We start from the raw sequence: 17,219 nt of genomic DNA, 5'->3' as shown, positions 1-17,219 counted from the left end.
TTGTGGTCAGACCCAGCCGAACACGTTCAGCACCATATCGATCAGCTTGATGAACGGGAACGGCAGCAGAATGCCGCCCAGCCCGTAGACCAGCAGATTGCGGCGCAACAGCGACGCCGCGCCGAGCGGCCGGTACCTCACTCCCTTGAGGGCAAGCGGGATCAGCGCCACGATAATCAGCGCATTGAAAATCACCGCCGACAGAATGGCCGACGACGGCGAGCTTAGATGCATCACGTCGAGCACCCGCAGTTGCGGATAGGTCGTCGCGAAAGCCGCCGGGATGATCGCGAAGTATTTGGCGACGTCGTTGGCGATCGAGAAGGTGGTGAGCGAGCCGCGCGTCATCAGCATCTGCTTGCCGATCTCGACGATCTCGATCAGCTTGGTCGGATTCGAATCGAGGTCGACCATGTTGCCGGCTTCTTTCGCTGCCTGCGTGCCGGTGTTCATCGCCACCGCGACGTCCGCTTGCGCGAGCGCCGGCGCGTCGTTGGTGCCGTCGCCGGTCATCGCCACGAGCCGCCCTTCGGCCTGGTGCGTGCGGATCGTGGCGAGCTTCGCTTCCGGCGTGGCTTCGGCGAGGAAATCGTCGACGCCTGCTTCGGCAGCGATCGCGGCTGCCGTCAGGCGGTTGTCGCCCGTCACCATGATGGTCTTGATGCCCATCTTGCGCAGTTCGGCAAAACGCTCCTTGATACCGCCCTTGACGATGTCCTTCAGCTCGATCACGCCCATGCAGCGTGCGCCGCTCTCGCCGCGGACGTGCTGCGCGACGACCAGCGGTGTGCTGCCGCGACGTGCGATTTCCGTGACCGCAACCGTGAGCTCCGCGGGGAAACTGCCACCGTGCTCCTCAACATAGTGCTTGATCGCATCGGATGCGCCCTTGCGAATCTCACGGTCGGGTAGATCGACACCACTCATGCGCGACTGTGCGCTAAAAGCGAGGAAAACTGCCTGCAACGCATGCATGTCGCGTTCGCGGATGTTGAAGCGCTGCTTCGCGAGTATGACGATGCTGCGCCCTTCCGGGGTTTCGTCCGCAAGTGAGGACAACTGCGCGGCGTCGGCGAGCTGTTCCTCCGTGACGCCCGGCGCCGGCGTGAAAGCCGAAGCCTGGCGATTACCGAGCGTGATCGTGCCAGTCTTGTCGAGCAGCAACACGTCGACGTCACCTGCGGCTTCGACAGCACGGCCCGAGGTGGCGATCACGTTCGCCTGCATCATCCGGCTCATGCCTGCTACGCCGATCGCCGACAGCAGGCCGCCGATGGTGGTCGGAATCAGGCACACCAGCAGCGCCACCAGTGCGGTAATCGTGACGACATGCCCTGCTTTCGCGGCTTCGACCGAAAACATCGAGAACGGCAGCAGCGTCGCGGTGGCGAACAGCAGCACGAGCGTCAACGCGACCAGCAGGATCGTCAACGCGATCTCGTTCGGCGTCTTTTGACGCTTCGCGCCCTCCACCATCGCGATCATCCGGTCGAGGAAGGCCTCGCCGGGATTCACACTGACCCGCACGACGATCCAGTCCGACAGCACACGCGTGCCGCCTGTCACCGACGAAAAATCGCCGCCCGACTCGCGGATCACCGGCGCGGATTCCCCCGTGATCGCCGACTCGTCGACCGAGGCGACGCCTTCGATCACTTCGCCGTCCGCCGGAATCACGTCGCCGGTTTCGATCAGCACGACGTCGCCCTTGCGCAGATCGGTGGCCGTCGTCATAAGGATCGGCGACTTGGGATGCCCATCCTGCAGTTTCTTCGCCATCACGTTGTGCTTCGCGCTGCGCAGCGAAGCCGCTTGCGCCTTCGAGCGACCCTCGGCCAGCGCCTCCGCGAAGTTGGCGAACAGCACGGTAAACCACAGCCAGAGCGCGATCGCGAGAATGAAACCAGCGGGCGCTTCGGCCTGGCCCCCGAGCGCCGCGATCCACAGAACGGTCGTCAGAATGCTGCCGATGTACACGCAGAACATCACCGGGTTACGCAACTGATGGCGTGGCGCGAGCTTCCTGAACGAATCGACGAGCGCCGGCCGCGCAATCGCCGGGTCGAACATCGAACGCGCGGCGTTGCGTGCCTGACCGATGTTGCCAGGCTGATGAACCGGCGGTTGGAGTTCGTTAGTCATGCTGTCCTCTCAGTCAATGTCCCGCGACCATGATCAGATGTTCAACGACCGGGCCGAGCGCCAGCGCGGGCACGTACGTCAGTGCGCCGACCAGCACCACTGTGCCGAGCAACAGCACGACGAACAATGGGCCATGCGTCGGCAACGTGCCGGCGGTCGCGGAGATGCGTTTCTTTGCGGCGAGCGATCCGGCGATCGCCAGCACCGGCACAATCGAACCAAAGCGGCCGAACCACATGACGATGGCCAGCGTCCCGTTATAGAACGGCGTATTGACCGAGAGGCCCGCGAAAGCACTGCCGTTGTTATTGGCGGCCGAACTATACGCGTAGAGGATCTCGGAGAATCCGTGCGGGCCGGGGTTCGCGATGCCAGCCACGCCGGCTGCCGTCAGCACGGCAATCGATGCTCCGACCAGCACAAGCAGCGGCGTAAGCAGCACGGCAATCGACACCATCTTCATCTCGTACGACTCGATCTTCTTGCCGATGTATTCCGGCGTTCGCCCGATCATCAGGCCGGCCACGAACACCGCGAGCAAGGCGAACACGAGCATGCCGTACAGACCCGAGCCGACGCCGCCGAAGATCACCTCGCCGAGCTCGATCAGCAGGAGCGGAACGAAGCCGCCCATCGGCGTCAACGAATCGTGCGTGTTGAGAACGGCGCCACACGACGCGGCGGTGGTCGCCACGGTGAAGATGCCGGACTGCGCGATGCCGAAGCGGGTTTCCTTGCCTTCCATGTTGCCGCCCGCTTGCGTGGCCGATGCCGTTTGCTCGACATGCAGCGACGTATACAGCGGATTGCCGTTCTGCTCCGACGAAATCTCGCCCCAGCAGGCGAGCGCGAAAGCGATCGTCATCGCGGCAAGCACCGCATAGCCCTGGCGCGGGTCGCCCACCATCCGGCCGAACACCACGCACAAGGCAGCCGGAATAACGAGCATCGCTATCATCTGAACGAAGTTGGAGAACGGCGTCGGGTTCTCATAGGGATGCGCGGAATTGGCGTTGAAAAAGCCGCCGCCGTTGGTACCGAGCATCTTGATCGCTTCCTGCGACGCGACCGGCCCCATGGCGATGGTCTGCTTGTCGGCCTTGTTGTCCACCATCACCGGATTGCCTTTGGCGTCCTTGACGGGGTTGCCCTGGGCATCGGTCTTCGGTGTTTGATACGTCGTCACCTGCAGCGTCGGCACGTCTTCGTACGACTTGAAGTTCTGAATCACGCCCTGGCTGATGAAGACGAGCGCGATGACCGTCGCGAGCGGCGCGAGGATATACAGCGTGATACGCGTCAGATCGACCCAGAAATTGCCGATCGTCGCCGTCGTATGGCGTGCGAAACCGCGAATCAGCGCGACCACGACCGCAATGCCGGTGGCAGCCGAAAGAAAGTTTTGCACCGTCAGCGCGGCCATCTGCGTGAGATAGCTGACAGTCGATTCCGGCGTGTAGTCCTGCCAGTTCGTGTTGGTCACGAAGCTGATTGCCGTGTTGAAAGCGGCGTCGGGCGTCATCGGTCCGAAGCTCTGCGGGTTCGCGGGCAGCCATTGCTGCAAACGCAGAAATCCATACACCGCGAGCACGCCGAGCGTGTTGAACGCCAGCACGGCCAGCGCATAGCGCTTCCACGACATTTCGGCGCTGGGGTCGACCCCGGCGAGCTTGTAGAGCGCGGTTTCGATCGGCCGCCCTATCCGGCGCACGACGACCGAAGAACCGTCCACCACGCCGGTCATGTAACGGCCAAGCGGTATGGCGAGCGCGATCAGCACGACGATGAACAGGCCGGGCTGAAACAGGTTGTTGAAGTTCATTCGAGAGCCTCCGCGCGTAGCAAGGCATACACGAGGTAAGCGAACAGAATCAGCGTCGAGGCCGCCGCGAGCCAGGTCATCCAGGTCGTCATGGACGGCCTCCGGGCGCGCGGCGAAGCTTGTCGCAGCCAATCACGAAGGCCGCGACGAGACCACTGAACGCAATGATTGCGATGAGGTAAAGCAGATCCATGGTCTGGTCTCCCACAAGGGACTCCTGCACCGTGAAATTTATGAAAATCCGCGTAAACGCAGTGTTAATACATTACGGAGTTTCGTAAAAACGATGGGAACGATGCGAGAGACCGCCAGAGCCAGCTATCGGGGAAACCAGAATGCATCCGGGCGCGCAGGCGAGACGAGCCTCACCTTATGGGTAATCGCGGCGCCCGAGGCGGTGTGCACGGACTCGAATAAGGCCAGGGCTGGCGACAGCATGAACATCGGCATATAGGCTTGACCTTCCCGCCGTGGGAAGGTCTACGCTTGCGTTCTGATTTCTCATCGGAGGCAAGAAATGGAATTCGAAATCCCGGATAGGTCGTGCGGCGGATGCGCCAATGCCATTGCTCGTGCAGTGACTGGCCTCGACCCCGCGCGAAGGTCGCCGTCGATGTCCCCGTTAAAATCGTGAAAACTCTTTCCCCCACCGAAAAACCCAATATGAAAAACCTTCACGCATTCCGTGCCCTTTGCCTTTTCAGCGGCGTTGCGTTTGCCGTCGCGGCAACACCCGTCTACGCCCAGCAGGGTGCGTCGATGCCCGGCATCGACATGCCCGGTTCGGCGGACGCCGGATCGAGCGCATCGACCCAGGCATTCAAGGACGCCGACGAGAAAATGATGCAGGCCATGGACGCACCGGCCTACACGGGCGATGCCGACAAGGACTTCGTGGCCCACATGATTCCGCATCATCAAGGCGCGGTCGAAATGGCACAGGTGGAACTGAAATACGGCAAGGATCCCGAGTTGAAGCGCCTGGCGCGAAACATCATCAAGGCGCAACACGATGAGATCGCGTTCATGCAGCGCTGGCAGGCGAAGCGCTAACGGTGGCGCCACCGCAATGAACAAGGTTTGCGACCAGGATCGCCTCGTCACGCGGACCCAATCGGGTCGCTCACAGCGCCTCGCTGCACCGGCTGCCCCGGCTGCCCGCCGAACTGCAGCGCGGCAAGCTGGGCATAGAGCGGCGAGCTCAGAAGAAGCTCCGCGTGACGGCCCTGCGCGACGATGCGGCCTTGATCCAGCACGACAATGCGGTCGGCCTGTTGAACGGTCGCGAGGCGGTGCGCGATAACCAGGGTGGTGCGGTTCTGCGCGGCATTGTCCAGCGCCTTTTGTACCAGCCGTTCGCTGGCGGCATCGAGCGCGCTGGTCGCTTCGTCGAGCAGCAGGATCGGCGGATTCTTCAGGATCGCCCGTGCGATCGCAATGCGCTGGCGCTGTCCGCCAGACAGTCGCACACCACGCTCGCCGAGAAAGGTGTCGTAGCCTTGCGGCAGTTCTTCGATAAAGCCGGCCGCAGCGGCCATGTCGGCAGCCCGTTGTACTTGTGCCAGCGTGGCTTCCGGCGCGCCGTAGCGGATGTTGTCCAGCACGCTCCCTGAAAAGATCACCGATTCCTGCAGCACTACGCCGATTTCCTTCCTCAATGCGACGAGCGGCACGTCACGCATCGCGACGCCGTTGATCAGAATGCTGCCGGACTGTGGGTCGTAAAAGCGCAGCAGCAGTTGGAACAGCGTAGTCTTGCCCGCGCCGGACGGCCCGACCAGGGCGACATGTTCGCCCGGACGGACCTCGAGCGAAAGTGCGGAGAGCGCAGCAATGCCAGGGCGCGATGGATACGAGAAGCTGACGTTGTCGAAACGGATGCCCTCGCCTCGCGCCGGCAGCCCAACCGTGGTCTCGGCCTCCAGCACCGGCGAGCGCGCCGCCAGCAATTGCAGCAAACGTTCGGTGGCCCCGGCAGCGCGCTGCAGATCGCCCCATACCTCGGCGACGGCGCCCACGGCGCCGGCCGTGAACACCGCGTAGAGGATGAACTGGGACAATTGGCCCGCCGTCATCCGCCCGGCCAGCACCGCCTGCGCCCCGAGCCACAGCACGAACACGATGGCGGTAAAGACCAGCACGATCACCACGGCGGTCAGCCAGGCGCGCGCGCGAATGCGCGTGAGCGCGGTCTCAAAGGCCGCCTCCACCGCGCCGGCAAAGCGCCGCGCCTCAAATGGCTCCTGCGTATATGACTGGACAGTCGGCATGGCATTGAGCACCTCGCCCGCCAGCGCGCTCGTGTTCGCGATCTTGTCCTGGCTCGCGCGCGAGAGCCGCCGCACGCGCCGGCCGAAGATCACGATAGGCGCGACCACCACCACCAACGTCCCGATGATGTAGCCGGACAGCACGGGGCTCGTCACCGCCAGCATCGTCACGCCACCGGTCAGCAGAAAGAAGTTGCGCAACCCGAGCGACAGGCTGGTGCCCACCACCGTCTGGATCAAGGTGGTGTCGGCGGTGAGTCGTGACAGCACCTCGCCGGTCTGCGTAGTCTCGAAGAATTGCGGACTCATCCCCAGCACGTGGTCGTAGACCGCACGCCGCAAGTCGGCCGTGACCCGCTCGCCCAGCCATGACACGAGGTAGAAGCGCAGCGCCGTGGCGCCGGCCAATACCAGCGAAACGACGAAGAGCGCGAAGAAATAACGATCGATGTGCGCCCGGTCTCCCCCCGCGAAGCCACGGTCGATCAGGTATTTGAACGCCACCGGCAATACCAGTGTGGAGCCCGCCGACGTCACCAGCGCGAGGAACGCGAGCGCCCAGCGGCCGGCATAAGGGCGCAGGAAGGGAAACAGGGCAAACAGCGGGCCGATACGTCGTGAAGGTGAAGCAGGCGGCGAGGACGGAACAGCGTCTGGCATGAAGATTCCCAAGCGAATCGAAGGTCATCCAGATTGTGCCAGTCCTGCGGATTCGAAGGCGGTTCGCGTAAAAGCCTGGCACTGATCCATGCGTGCCTCCGTGTCCGCCACGCATCGTCCAGAAGAACTGGGCGCCTCTGCAGCGCCACGCCGGTCGGCAGACTGCTTCCCCATGCTTGCCCCGGCCGTCCATCTGTATCAAGATCGAATCGACTCATCCGGACCAGGCGATTGCCATGACAGACGACTCCGATCCCGACAAACTGAAAGGTCCTGGCGGCTTGACGTTGCGTCAGATCCACGAACAGGTGCAGAAGAGCGTGGAGCGCGACCGCGAGGAGCAGGCATCGCGCCACGCTATCGCTCCGCAGCGCAGCAGGTGGCAACGCTGGGTGCGCTACGTGTGGGGCCGCAGCGGCCGTCGCTAGGGCGGCCAGCTTACCGCGGCTTGCTCACCGGCGCACTTGAGGGCGGCAGCACGACAACCCGGGGACTACGGATTCGCGTCACCAAGACTAGCCGCCCGCAACCGGTCGAAATCCAGAATGACGATTTCCCCGGACCTCAGGCTCACTATGCATTGGCTTTCGAGATTCTTGAGCAACTGATTCGTGGTCTGCCGCGACAGGGACACCATGGAAGCGAGACTTTCTTGCGAGAGCCTTATCTTGCTCTGCGTGGCGTTGAGGCCGCCATAGCCTCCTGCGATCAGCAACAAGCGGCTCGCCACGCGCTGCGCCGCGGGCAACAGCGTCATCGCTTCCGTGGTCTCGAACGAAACCCGAAGTCTTTGGGCCATCAACAACGCGAAATCGCGCCAATAGCGGGGCGTGGCGTCGAGCAGGCTTTGCAGCGCAGACTCGGGCACGTGCAGCAAAAGCGTCCTGCTGACAGCGGTGGCGTCGTTCGGACGCGGCAGCCCATCGAACAGCGAGATTTCCCCCACCCATGCAGTCGGTCCAAGCACCGCGAGCAACGCCTCTTTCCCATCCACCCCTACTGTGCCGAACGCGAGCGCGCCGCCCAGCACGGCGTACAGGCCATAAGACTGTTCGCCACGCCGATACAGGAATTGGCCCCTTTCCAGCGTGAGCAGGTTGGCATGGCTGATCAGATAGTCCTGCAACTCGACGGGCAGGCCATGAAACCACGGAGTCGTTTCGAGTTGTGAGCGGTAGCGGTGCAGGCTGGATTCCATGGGCGCGTCGACCTGTCGGGTATCCGACAGATTTTAGGCGGCTTTGCGAACATCATCTGGACTCGCATCCCACAACGTCATGAGTTTGGGCCTGGGTGCCCCCGTTGCGTCGCAAGCACGGTGTACGCGATTTACAAAGCGTTGTATCAGGTTATTCCATTGCTTGAATCATCCAATAAGGAGTGTCGACGTGGTCTCATCTCAAGTCAGTCTGAAGAACGACGTATCGCCTGCCGAATGGGAAGCGCGAGTCAGTCTCGCAGCGGCATACCGCCTCACCGCATTGTTTGGGTGGGACGACTTGGTGTTTACCCACATCTCGGCGCGCGTGCCCGGCCCGGAGCACCATTTCCTGATCAACCCGTACGGCATGATGTTCGACGAGATCACCGCGTCGTCGCTGGTCAAGATCGATCTCGACGGCCGCAAGGTGTCCGAGTCGCCGTATGACGTCAATCCGGCCGGCTTCACGATCCATAGCGCCGTGCATGCGGCACGCGAAGACGCCCTTTGCGTGATGCACACCCACTCGGTCAACGGCGTCGCGGTGTCGGCGCAGGAGGCGGGGCTGCTGCCGCTCTCCCAGCAGTCACTCGGCGTGCTGGCGTCGCTCGGCTACCACGACTACGAAGGCATCGCGCTGAATGAAGCCGAGAAGCCTCGTCTCGTTCAAGACCTCGGCAACAACACTTATCTGATGCTGCGCAACCACGGCCTGCTGACAGTCGGCGCTGCGCCGGCCGACGCCTTCGTCGCAATGTACTTCTTCGAAGCGGCCTGCATGATTCAGGTCCGTGCCCAGGCCGGTGGCGGAAAGCTGACGCCCATCGCGCAGCCGATTCTCGACGGCATCAAGGAGCAGATCCGGATGGCGACGAGGGGCGTCTCGCCAGGGGCGCTAGTGTGGCCCGGGCTGCTGCGCCGACTCGACCGCCGTAACCCCGGCTATGCCGACTAGCGCTGTCGATTAGCACGATGCGCGAAGCAAGCGGCGCAAACGTCATGCGCCGCGTTCGCCGATTCAACGCATCGCGGATGTCATCAGGCAGGTCACTTGAGAAACGGTATGGCAAAAATCTGTGTTTACGGCGCTGGTTCGATTGGCTGCTATGTCGGCGGACGGCTTCTTGCCGGGGGCAGCGAGGTCAGCTTTATTGGACGTGCGCGCATGGCCGACCAGTTGCGCAGTCAAGGCATCACACTGTCGCGGCACGACGATAGCCGCTGGTATGTGCCGCCGGAGCGGACCGACGTATCGACGGACGCGGCGACGGCCGCCGCAGCCGACCTCGTTCTGGTGACCGTCAAGTCTGCCGCGACACCCACGGCCGCGGCGGAGTTGGCGAGCGTGCTTCGCCCCGGCGCGGTCGTGGTCAGCTTCCAGAACGGCGTTGGCAATGCCGACGTGCTGCGCGCTGCGCTGCCGCATCACACGGTGCTGGAAGGCATGGTGCCATTCAATGTCGTCGAACGCGGCCCCGGCGCATTTCATCAAGGTTCGGCGGGCAAGCTGGAGATCCGGCAAGCGCCGGCCTTGCAGCCGTTCGTCGACGCTTTCAGGAAAGCGGGTCTGCCGCTGACCCAGCACGCCGACATGCTGCCGGTGCAGTGGGCCAAGCTGCTCCTCAATCTCAACAATGCGATCAACGCGCTATCTAACCAGCCTTTGAAGGCGGAGCTCTCGCAACGTGCCTATCGAATCTGCCTCGCCATGGCGCAGAAAGAAGCGCTCGCGCTTCTGAAACGGGCCGACATTCGGCCAGTCAAAGTGACGCCGCTTCCCACCACCTGGATACCGCGTGTGCTCAGCGTACCCGATGCGGTGTTCGAACGGCTGGGCCGCACGATGCTGACGATCGATCCGCTCGCGCGCTCGTCGATGTCCGACGACCTTGCGGCGGGGCGCACCACGGAAATCGACTGGATCAATGGCGAAGTCGTGCGCCTCGCGCAACGCCTCGGGCGTACGGCGCCGGTGAACGAACGGCTATGCGAGCTCGTGCGCGAGGCCGAGCGAAGCGACGTGCGGCCCTCATGGTCGGGCGAAGCACTGCTGGCCCAGATTCGGGCTGCAGCGGGCGCATCTTCGGCACGGCACCCATGAGCGCAATCGCTCCAGACGGATTTCTGTCTCCTGATACTCATTGACCGGCGTGGTTCCGGGACATTGGCAAATCACAGGTGCGTGCATGACTGGAGCCGCGCTGATTTTCAATCAACATCCATTTGCGACGCCAGGCTCGGCGGCACCCGGATCGAATAATTAAATAGGATACCGATATAGTTGCACAGCCGACCTTTCCGCGATGTAGGGTTATTGTCGGCGAATCGTCGGTGAAACGGAGTCTTAGTGTCATTAAGAATTCAATGTGGAAATATAAGGTAATGAAATTCCAATTCTTGACGCTAAACACACATGGTTCCGAAGAAACTTGCTTACATCGCCGGCCTTATTTCGACCCTTGCGGCATGTGGTGGTGGCGGTAGCGTATCGGCGCCCACGAATGCTGCAGCTTCGGTTGCGGTTCCGGCGTCGGTTGCCACGGCGCTCCCGGGCTACAAGATCTCCGTGTTTGCGCAGATTCCCGGCACACTGCGCCCCGATGACCTTCTCATGCACGGCAGCAACCTCTTCGTCATTGCGCAGGACAACAATAACAATCCGGACGGCACGGCCGTCGCCGGGACCTCGCCGCAAAGCGAAGTGATCGAATACGATATGAACGGGAATATCGTCCGGACGTTCAACGTACCGGGTCACCCGGATGGGCTGATGGAATACGATTCGCATACCGTGTGGGTCAGCACCAACGAAGACGCGAGCCCAATGCTGATCGTGATCGACACGACCGCCAATACCCAGCAAACGCTCACCCCTGACGCAACGCCGATACATGGCGGGGGGCTGGACGACATGAAAATGCTCAACGGCGTCGTGTATGCGGCCGCCTCCAATCCCAGTGTGGGTGCCTCCACGGCGACGGCGCCCAACGGCGTGAGCTCGGTGCCGTCGGTCTATAGCGTGACGCTGAATTCAGATCATCAAACGTTCCATCTGACGCCTGCGCTGATGGGTAACGCAACGGCGACGAACATCCCCACCAAGACGCAAGTGACGCTCAATATGACCGACCCGGATTCGATGGCGATCGATCCGAGCGGCGATCTGGTTGTGGATAGCCAGCAGGATTCGGAGCTGGTGTTCGTCGCGAACCCCGGTGCGAATCAGTCGGTAAGCGTGCTGCCGCTGACGCTGTACGGCAACGCATGGCCGGTCGATGACACGCGCTGGGCGCCGTCGGGCAACTCGTTCATGTTGCTGGCGGACAATTCGGCACAGCTGGTCTATCGCATCGACGCGACCGCTGGCTTCACTGCCGGCACCGCATACAGCGCCGGCCAAGGCACGCTCTTGCAGGTGAACACGTCGACGGGAGCGATGACGCCGGTGTTCACCGGTATGAAAACGCCGCATGGACTGATCTTCGTCGGTCAGTAAGCCGCCTGGCGGCGCCCGCAACGGCCACACACACAACGCACCCAACGTTGCCATCTGCTCCGCTGCGGATTGGACTCGCCGTGGGGAAACCGGGTCATCAGGAGCCCCGTGGGCCACGGCGAGCTAGCGCGCGCCGTGGCCCTGAACCGGCTTACTGCTTCGTCAGCTGACCGTAGGCGATCACCGGATTGCCGGCTGCCTTGTGTTCATATTATTAGTTCGTAGTGCGGACTCTCAATGCCGCAATACGATTAATTGGACCTCGATATACTCTGTGAAAAATCGCGAAATCTTGTAAACGGCAGCAAAAAATGCTTTAACGTTTACTGAATAACCGCTTTTCAATAATGCAGGTTTGACGGAAAGCATTTTTTTCGATTCACATCGGCACTGGTACGATGCTTAATATTCCTAACGCATAGCACACACTCGCTTCAAATACGAACATCTGATTGGATATCAATGATTTGGAACAGGTAACCGGCTGGTACACAGGAAAAAGTCGAAACAAAACTGGCGCGCTGGTAAAGTGCCCGTGATTCCGTTGCTCCCCTAACGTATTCACCCACCCCACGACGCCGCAATGCCGTTCAAGCCAAATCAAAGAAGCGCCCGCGACTCGATCGTGCTCCGCACGCGGCATCTTCCGGCCGTCGTGGCCCTGAGCCTGTCCTTGCAGGGGTGTACGCTACGCGGTGCGCCGTCGTATGAGATCTTCGGCGCGTATTTCCCACTCTGGCTATTGAGCGCGGTAGTCGGGTTCGTCGGCGCACTCATCGCCCATCGGATCTTTGTCTCCACGGGGTGGGCGCAGATCGTCCCGTTTCAGCTCGCGGTCTGCGTGGCCATCGGTCTGACGGTCGCGGCGCTCTTCTGGCTTTCGGGAACAGGACAGCTCTTATGAAAATCGCCGGCTTGCGCAAAGCTTCTGTCAAAGGCCGCGCGATCGCGGGCGTAATCGTCGTACTTGGCGTCGCGGCAGCCTGGTACGGCTATGACCGGACCACCCGCTTTCCATCCACGGACGACGCGACGATCGACGCCGACGTCGTACACGTTGCGTCACCCGTCGGCGGCCGGATCATCCGGCTGGCGGTGCAGGAGAATCAGCGGGTCGCCAAGGGCGAGGTGCTCTTCGAGATCGATCCTTTGCCTTATCGGCTGGCGGTCGCGCAAACCCAGGCCGACCTCGAACTGGCCCGCGCGGCACTCGAAACGCGGCGCAGGTCGATTGTCGGCGAGCGCGCCAATGCGGTCATCGCCGGCGACCAGACCGGCAAGGCGGCCCACAACTACGAACTGGCCTCGCGCACCGTGCAGCGGCTCACACCACTCGTGGCGAAGGGCTACGTGCCGGTCCAGCAACTGGATCAGGCGCAGGTCGCGCAGCGCGACGCGGCGTTGTCGCTAAAACAGGCGCAGGAGCAGAAGCAGGCCACCGCACAAACGATCGGCGACGAAGCAGGCGCCGTCGCCACGGTGCATGCGCGCGAGGCCGCTCTCGCACTCGCGCAGCGCGGCCTCGACGACACCGTCGTGCGTGCGCCGCAGAATGGCTTTGTCACAGGTCTGTCGGTGCTGGCGGGCGAGACGATCGCGCCGAATCAGTCGATCTTCACGCTCGTCCACGCGGACGAATGGTTCGCCGTCGCCAACTTCCGGGAAGGGGCGCTCGCGCGGATCCAGCCGGGAGATTGTGCGACCGTTTACTCCATGATCGACCGCAGCCAGGCGATTCGCGGCGAGGTGGTCGGCATCAGCGCGGGCGTGGCCGATTCCGACCGGATTAATCTGCCGCGGACCTTGCCGATCGTCCAGCAATCCGTGAACTGGGTGCGGGTCGCCCAACGCTTTCCCGTGCGAGTGCGGCTCGACGAGCCGGCCGCCCGGCTGGTGCGGATCGGTGCGAGTGCGATAGTCGAGGTCCGGCATGGCGCAGCCTGCCGGTGATCTTTCCCGGCCGGGCGCCGCCGACATCCTGAAGCTGCTTGCGCCCTATCCCGGGCGCGCGGCGATGGCGACCCGCATCGCGCTGATCTGCGCGTTGACGGCGTTCGTGACGAGCGCGTACGGCACACCGGAAGCCGCGATCTCCGCCTATGTCGTGTTCTTCCTGAACCGTCCCGACCGGGTCTCGAGCGCGGTGCTGGGCTCGGCCCTGCTCGTGCTGGTCTCCATGCTCATCGGACTGGTCATGGTGGTGGCCATGTTCGCGCTCGACGATCCGATGTGGCGGGTTGCGTGCATCGCGGGGCTTTCGTTCGGTCTGCTGTTCGTGACCTCGGCGAGCAAGCTGCGGCCGGTGGGCGCGATCATCGCAATGATCGTCGGCTTTGCGCTCGACGAACTCGGCAGCGTGCCGTTCGGCGAAGTGGCGACGCGCGCCCTGCTCTATGTCTGGCTGATGGTCGCGATTCCGTTTGGTGTCTCGATCGGCGTCAGCCTGTTGATCGCGCCGTCGCCGCGCAAGCTCGCCGGCCGCGCGCTGGCGAAGCGTCTGCGGCTCGCGGCCCGGAGCCTCGCCGAACCCGAGGCGGCGGCCGAGGCACTCAGCGCATGCCTGCGCGAGGGCGACGCGGAAATCGGCACGTGGCTCAAGCTCTCGGTGGTCGACGGGTCGTCGGTACGTGACGATGTCGGGCCGCTGCGGCAAGCCGTGTCATCGACGCTGGCGATTCTGGTCGCGGCCGATCTGGCGGCCAGCGAACCGTCGGGGCGGCTGCCGGCATCGTTCGCCGCGCCGATTACCGAGACGCTGGAGAACATGGCGCGGATGCTCGAGGCGGGCGGGTATCCCGTCGACATCGAACTGAAGCTGCCCAATGTGGCCGAACTGACGCCGCTCGCGCGACTCGTTGCTGAGGATCTGCGCGATGCAATCACCCGCTTCGCCGTGGTCGAAGCGCAAACCGATGTCGAAGGCGAAGGCGAAGGCGAAGGCAAAGGCAAAGGCGAAGGCACAGCTGAAAGCGACGCGCGAACCGCAACGCAAACCCAGGCTCACGTCGAAGCCGGGACCCCGCCACCAGCGGCCGGCAAGCGCGGTGGCTTCTTCCTCCCGGATGCCTTCACCAATCCCGACCACGTCCGCTACGCGCTGAAGACCACCGTGGCGGCGATGTTCTGCTATCTGCTGTATTCGCAGATCAACTGGCCGGGCATCCACACCTGTTTCATCACGGTCTACATGGTATCGCTCGGCACCACCGCCGAGACCGTCGAGAAGATGACGCTGCGGATCGCCGGGTGTCTCGTGGGCGCGCTCCTCGGCACGGCGGCAATCGTGTTCGTGACACCCATGCTGACATCCGTCGCCGGGCTGATGGCGCTCGTGCTGATCGGTGCGTGGCTATCGGCGTGGGTCGCCTTCGGTTCGCCACGGATGGCTTATGCCGGCTTCCAGATCGCCCTGGTATTTTTCATGTGCGTGTTGCAAGGCGCGGCGCCTGGCTACGATCTGACGCTTGCGCGAGATCGCACGATCGGGATCCTGATCGGCAATGTGGTCGTCTATCTGGTTTTCACGCGCGTGTGGCCGGTTAGCGTGGCCGCGCGCGTCGACACCGGGCTCGTCGCGCTGCGGCAGCAGTGGGCGCGGCTGGCGGCGCTGCCTGATTCCATCACGCGCCGCGCGCAGGCCGCAAGCGCCATGGCTCAGTGCAGCGCGCTGGAACAGGACATCGCGCTGATGCATTACGAGCCGTCGTGGGTTCGCCCCGAAGCGCAGTGGATCGCCGAGCGCCGCGGCGCGCTGGCCAGGCTCGATGCGCTGGAAGGGCCGATGTTTCTGCTCGCCGAACGTCGGCCGGGCGATGCCGCGATTGAAGGCTGGCTTAAACGGGTTGTGGGTGGGCCAACGGTGCCGCTCGCGCAGGACGCGGCTTTGCCGGTCGCCCCCAACGCGGCTTTACGGGAAGCAGCAGCCGACGACGACACACGCACCGCTTTGCTGCACCTCGGCGACGCCCGCCTCACTCAACTCGAACACGCAGCGTCGAACGACGCAGCGAAGGAACTCGCGACCCATGCGCCGGCGTAACCCTTCATTCGCACTGGCGATCCTGGCCGCAGCGGGTTTGGCCGGATGCGCCACGTCATCGCTGGACATGGCGCCGGACAGCCCCGACCGTCCGTGGCAACCGCAGACGGATGCGGCGGGCGCGATCGTGCCTGGGCCGGCGGCGTCGGCTGGGGCCGCACGCAGCTATCAACTCCCCGCGAATCCCGCCCTCGCCGCCGTGCCGCCTCCACCTGCGCTGGAGCAGGCGCATGCATACGACCTCCCCGAACTGATCGATCTGGCAGAAACAGCGAACCCGCTGACGCGCATCGCCTGGAACGACGCGCGCAATGTGGCGCTCGCCGCCGGCATCGCGAAGAGTGCGTACCTTCCGCAACTGTCGGTCGCGGCGATGGGGCAGTACGCCGGCCTGCATGATTCGGGTTCATCCGTGCTCGGCAATTCGTCGGCGACCGCAACGGGGCACGGCATGACTTCGGTGGTTGCGCTGCAATGGCTGCTGTTCGATTTCGGCGGACGCGCCGCGCGGGTCGAGGCCGCGTCGCAGGCATCGGTGATGGCGAACATCGGCTTCACCGCGGTCCACCAACAGGTGATTTTCGACGTCAGCGTCGCGTTCTACGCGTACCAGGCCGCGCGCGCCCGCATCGCCACGACGCAGCAAGGCCTCGACAACGCCGAAGCAATCCTGGCCGCGGCACAGTCGCGCTACAAGCATGGTATCGGCACCGTCATCGAAGTGGCGCAGGCCAGTCAGAATCGCGCGCAGGCCAGGCTCGCACTCGTCCAGGCCCAGGGCGCGGAAAGCAGCAGCTATCTCGGCCTGATTTCCGCAATGGGAATTTCTCCACTCTCGAAGCCCAGGATCGCGGAGATGCCGGCGCACACACTTCCAGCCATGACGAACGATTCGATCGACCGGATCGTGTCGTCCGCCATCGCCCGACGCCCGGACGTGTTGAGCGCCTATGCGGCCGAGCGGGTCAATCTGGCAAAAGTGAAAGCGGCCGAGTCGGACTTCATGCCGAAGGTATTCGTCTCTGCGACCGGGGCGTACAACAACGGCAGTTCGTCGATTTCGGCGGTTCCGGCCATCGGTCAGCAACTGCCGACAGTGAACCTGAGCGGCGGCCGCTACGGCGGCAGCGTGATCGTCGGCGTGACGATTCCGCTGTATGACGGCGGCTTGCGCTCGGCGGTGCTCGCACAGGCACGCAACGACGCGGACAGCGCCTCGACCCGTCTTACTCGCAGCCGTGAAGAAGCGGTCCGGCAAATCGTCGCTGCGCAAAACACGTTGCAAACGAGTCTTGCCGCACAGGCTGCGGCCAAAGAATTGCTTGCTGCTGCGCAGACGACTTACAACGCCGCGTTCGACGCCTATCGGCAAGGCGTCGGCTCGGTGACCGACGCGCTGCTCGCGCAGAATCAATTGCTCGCGGCGCAGAACGCGGACGCGGATAGTTACAGCAGTGCATTGTCGGCAGCGGCGGCGCTTGCGCTGGCGACCGGGTCGGTCGAGTCGATTCCGCTGCGGGACAACTGGTGAGGGCGTTTCGATTGCGCCAGGGTCCCGGTACAAGCATGTTTTTTGCTTCACGTAAGTA

Annotated in this window: 15 protein-coding genes and 1 pseudogene; 10 read left to right on the top strand and 6 right to left on the bottom strand. The window is 63.4% G+C overall.

Annotated elements, in window-relative coordinates:
- Positions 1-6: 6 nt before the first annotated feature.
- From kdpB to P3T22_RS05615, 4 genes are read right to left on the bottom strand one after another with little or no spacing between them, the layout of a single operon-like run.
- Complete coding sequence (kdpB, locus tag P3T22_RS05630; RefSeq protein ID WP_063500038.1) at positions 7-2,142, bottom strand: potassium-transporting ATPase subunit KdpB; 2,136 nt, start codon at positions 2,140-2,142, stop codon at positions 7-9.
- Positions 2,143-2,155: 13 nt separating this feature from the next.
- Positions 2,156-3,964, bottom strand: a complete 1,809-nt coding sequence (kdpA, locus tag P3T22_RS05625; protein ID WP_063500039.1) for a potassium-transporting ATPase subunit KdpA — start codon at positions 3,962-3,964, stop codon at positions 2,156-2,158.
- Positions 3,961-4,056, bottom strand: a complete 96-nt coding sequence (gene kdpF / locus P3T22_RS05620) for a K(+)-transporting ATPase subunit F (RefSeq protein ID WP_028193906.1) — start codon at positions 4,054-4,056, stop codon at positions 3,961-3,963. The genes kdpA and kdpF overlap by 4 nt, the downstream gene beginning before the upstream one ends.
- Positions 4,053-4,157: a potassium ABC transporter ATPase gene (locus P3T22_RS05615; protein ID WP_199203111.1), complete on the bottom strand. Its 105-nt coding sequence runs from the start codon at positions 4,155-4,157 to the stop codon at positions 4,053-4,055. The genes kdpF and P3T22_RS05615 overlap by 4 nt, the downstream gene beginning before the upstream one ends.
- A 324-nt stretch (positions 4,158-4,481) precedes the next feature.
- Between P3T22_RS05615 and P3T22_RS05610 the strand changes: the two are divergent.
- Both P3T22_RS05610 and copM read left to right on the top strand, forming a co-directional pair.
- A pseudogene (locus tag P3T22_RS05610) lies at positions 4,482-4,609 on the top strand (heavy metal transporter); the annotation flags it as partial.
- Positions 4,610-4,627: 18 nt separating this feature from the next.
- Positions 4,628-5,017 carry a CopM family metallochaperone gene (gene copM / locus P3T22_RS05605; RefSeq protein WP_429324685.1) on the top strand — a complete coding sequence of 130 codons (390 nt, stop codon included), beginning with the start codon at positions 4,628-4,630 and terminating at the stop codon, positions 5,015-5,017.
- 47 nt (positions 5,018-5,064) lie between these two features.
- Here the strand turns inward: copM and P3T22_RS05600 are convergent, their stop codons facing one another.
- Positions 5,065-6,894 (bottom strand): ABC transporter transmembrane domain-containing protein, encoded by a 1,830-nt coding sequence (locus P3T22_RS05600; protein ID WP_429324479.1) that lies wholly within the window; start codon positions 6,892-6,894, stop codon positions 5,065-5,067.
- Positions 6,895-7,130: 236 nt separating this feature from the next.
- Between P3T22_RS05600 and P3T22_RS05595 the strand changes: the two genes are divergently transcribed.
- Positions 7,131-7,322, top strand: coding sequence for a hypothetical protein (locus tag P3T22_RS05595; protein WP_063500042.1), 192 nt, complete (start codon positions 7,131-7,133; stop codon positions 7,320-7,322).
- A gap of 65 nt (positions 7,323-7,387) precedes the next feature.
- On the opposite strand, the gene P3T22_RS05590 is transcribed toward P3T22_RS05595, so the two are convergent.
- Positions 7,388-8,092, bottom strand: coding sequence for a Crp/Fnr family transcriptional regulator (locus P3T22_RS05590; RefSeq protein WP_429324478.1), 705 nt, complete (start codon positions 8,090-8,092; stop codon positions 7,388-7,390).
- 190 nt (positions 8,093-8,282) lie between these two features.
- Between P3T22_RS05590 and P3T22_RS05585 the strand changes: the two genes are divergently transcribed.
- The 7 genes from P3T22_RS05585 (at position 8,283) to P3T22_RS05555 (ending at position 17,161) form a co-directional block, all read left to right on the top strand.
- Positions 8,283-9,050: a class II aldolase/adducin family protein gene (locus P3T22_RS05585; RefSeq protein WP_063500044.1), complete on the top strand. Its 768-nt coding sequence runs from the start codon at positions 8,283-8,285 to the stop codon at positions 9,048-9,050.
- A 108-nt stretch (positions 9,051-9,158) separates the two neighbouring features.
- Positions 9,159-10,196 carry a 2-dehydropantoate 2-reductase gene (locus tag P3T22_RS05580; RefSeq protein ID WP_063500045.1) on the top strand — a complete coding sequence of 346 codons (1,038 nt, stop codon included), beginning with the start codon at positions 9,159-9,161 and terminating at the stop codon, positions 10,194-10,196.
- A gap of 312 nt (positions 10,197-10,508) precedes the next feature.
- Entirely contained in the window at positions 10,509-11,591 is a 1,083-nt protein-coding gene (locus P3T22_RS05575; protein ID WP_429324477.1) for a hypothetical protein, read from the top strand.
- Positions 11,592-12,174: 583 nt separating this feature from the next.
- On the top strand, positions 12,175-12,495 hold the full coding sequence (locus P3T22_RS05570) for a hypothetical protein (RefSeq protein WP_236721013.1): 321 nt from the start codon (positions 12,175-12,177) through the stop codon (positions 12,493-12,495).
- Complete coding sequence (mdtN, locus tag P3T22_RS05565; RefSeq protein WP_063500047.1) at positions 12,492-13,541, top strand: multidrug transporter subunit MdtN; 1,050 nt, start codon at positions 12,492-12,494, stop codon at positions 13,539-13,541. Before P3T22_RS05570 ends, mdtN begins: the two co-directional genes overlap by 4 nt.
- Positions 13,522-15,630, top strand: a complete 2,109-nt coding sequence (locus tag P3T22_RS05560; protein ID WP_429324476.1) for an FUSC family protein — start codon at positions 13,522-13,524, stop codon at positions 15,628-15,630. Before mdtN ends, P3T22_RS05560 begins: the two co-directional genes overlap by 20 nt.
- Positions 15,617-17,161, top strand: coding sequence for a TolC family protein (locus tag P3T22_RS05555; protein ID WP_063500048.1), 1,545 nt, complete (start codon positions 15,617-15,619; stop codon positions 17,159-17,161). Before P3T22_RS05560 ends, P3T22_RS05555 begins: the two co-directional genes overlap by 14 nt.
- The last annotated feature ends 58 nt before the right edge of the window (positions 17,162-17,219 follow it).

The organism is Paraburkholderia sp. GAS348 (assembly GCF_050434205.1).
In the GTDB taxonomy this organism is placed as follows: Bacteria; Pseudomonadota; Gammaproteobacteria; order Burkholderiales; family Burkholderiaceae; genus Paraburkholderia.
This window is presented reverse-complemented; position numbering and strand designations above follow the sequence as displayed.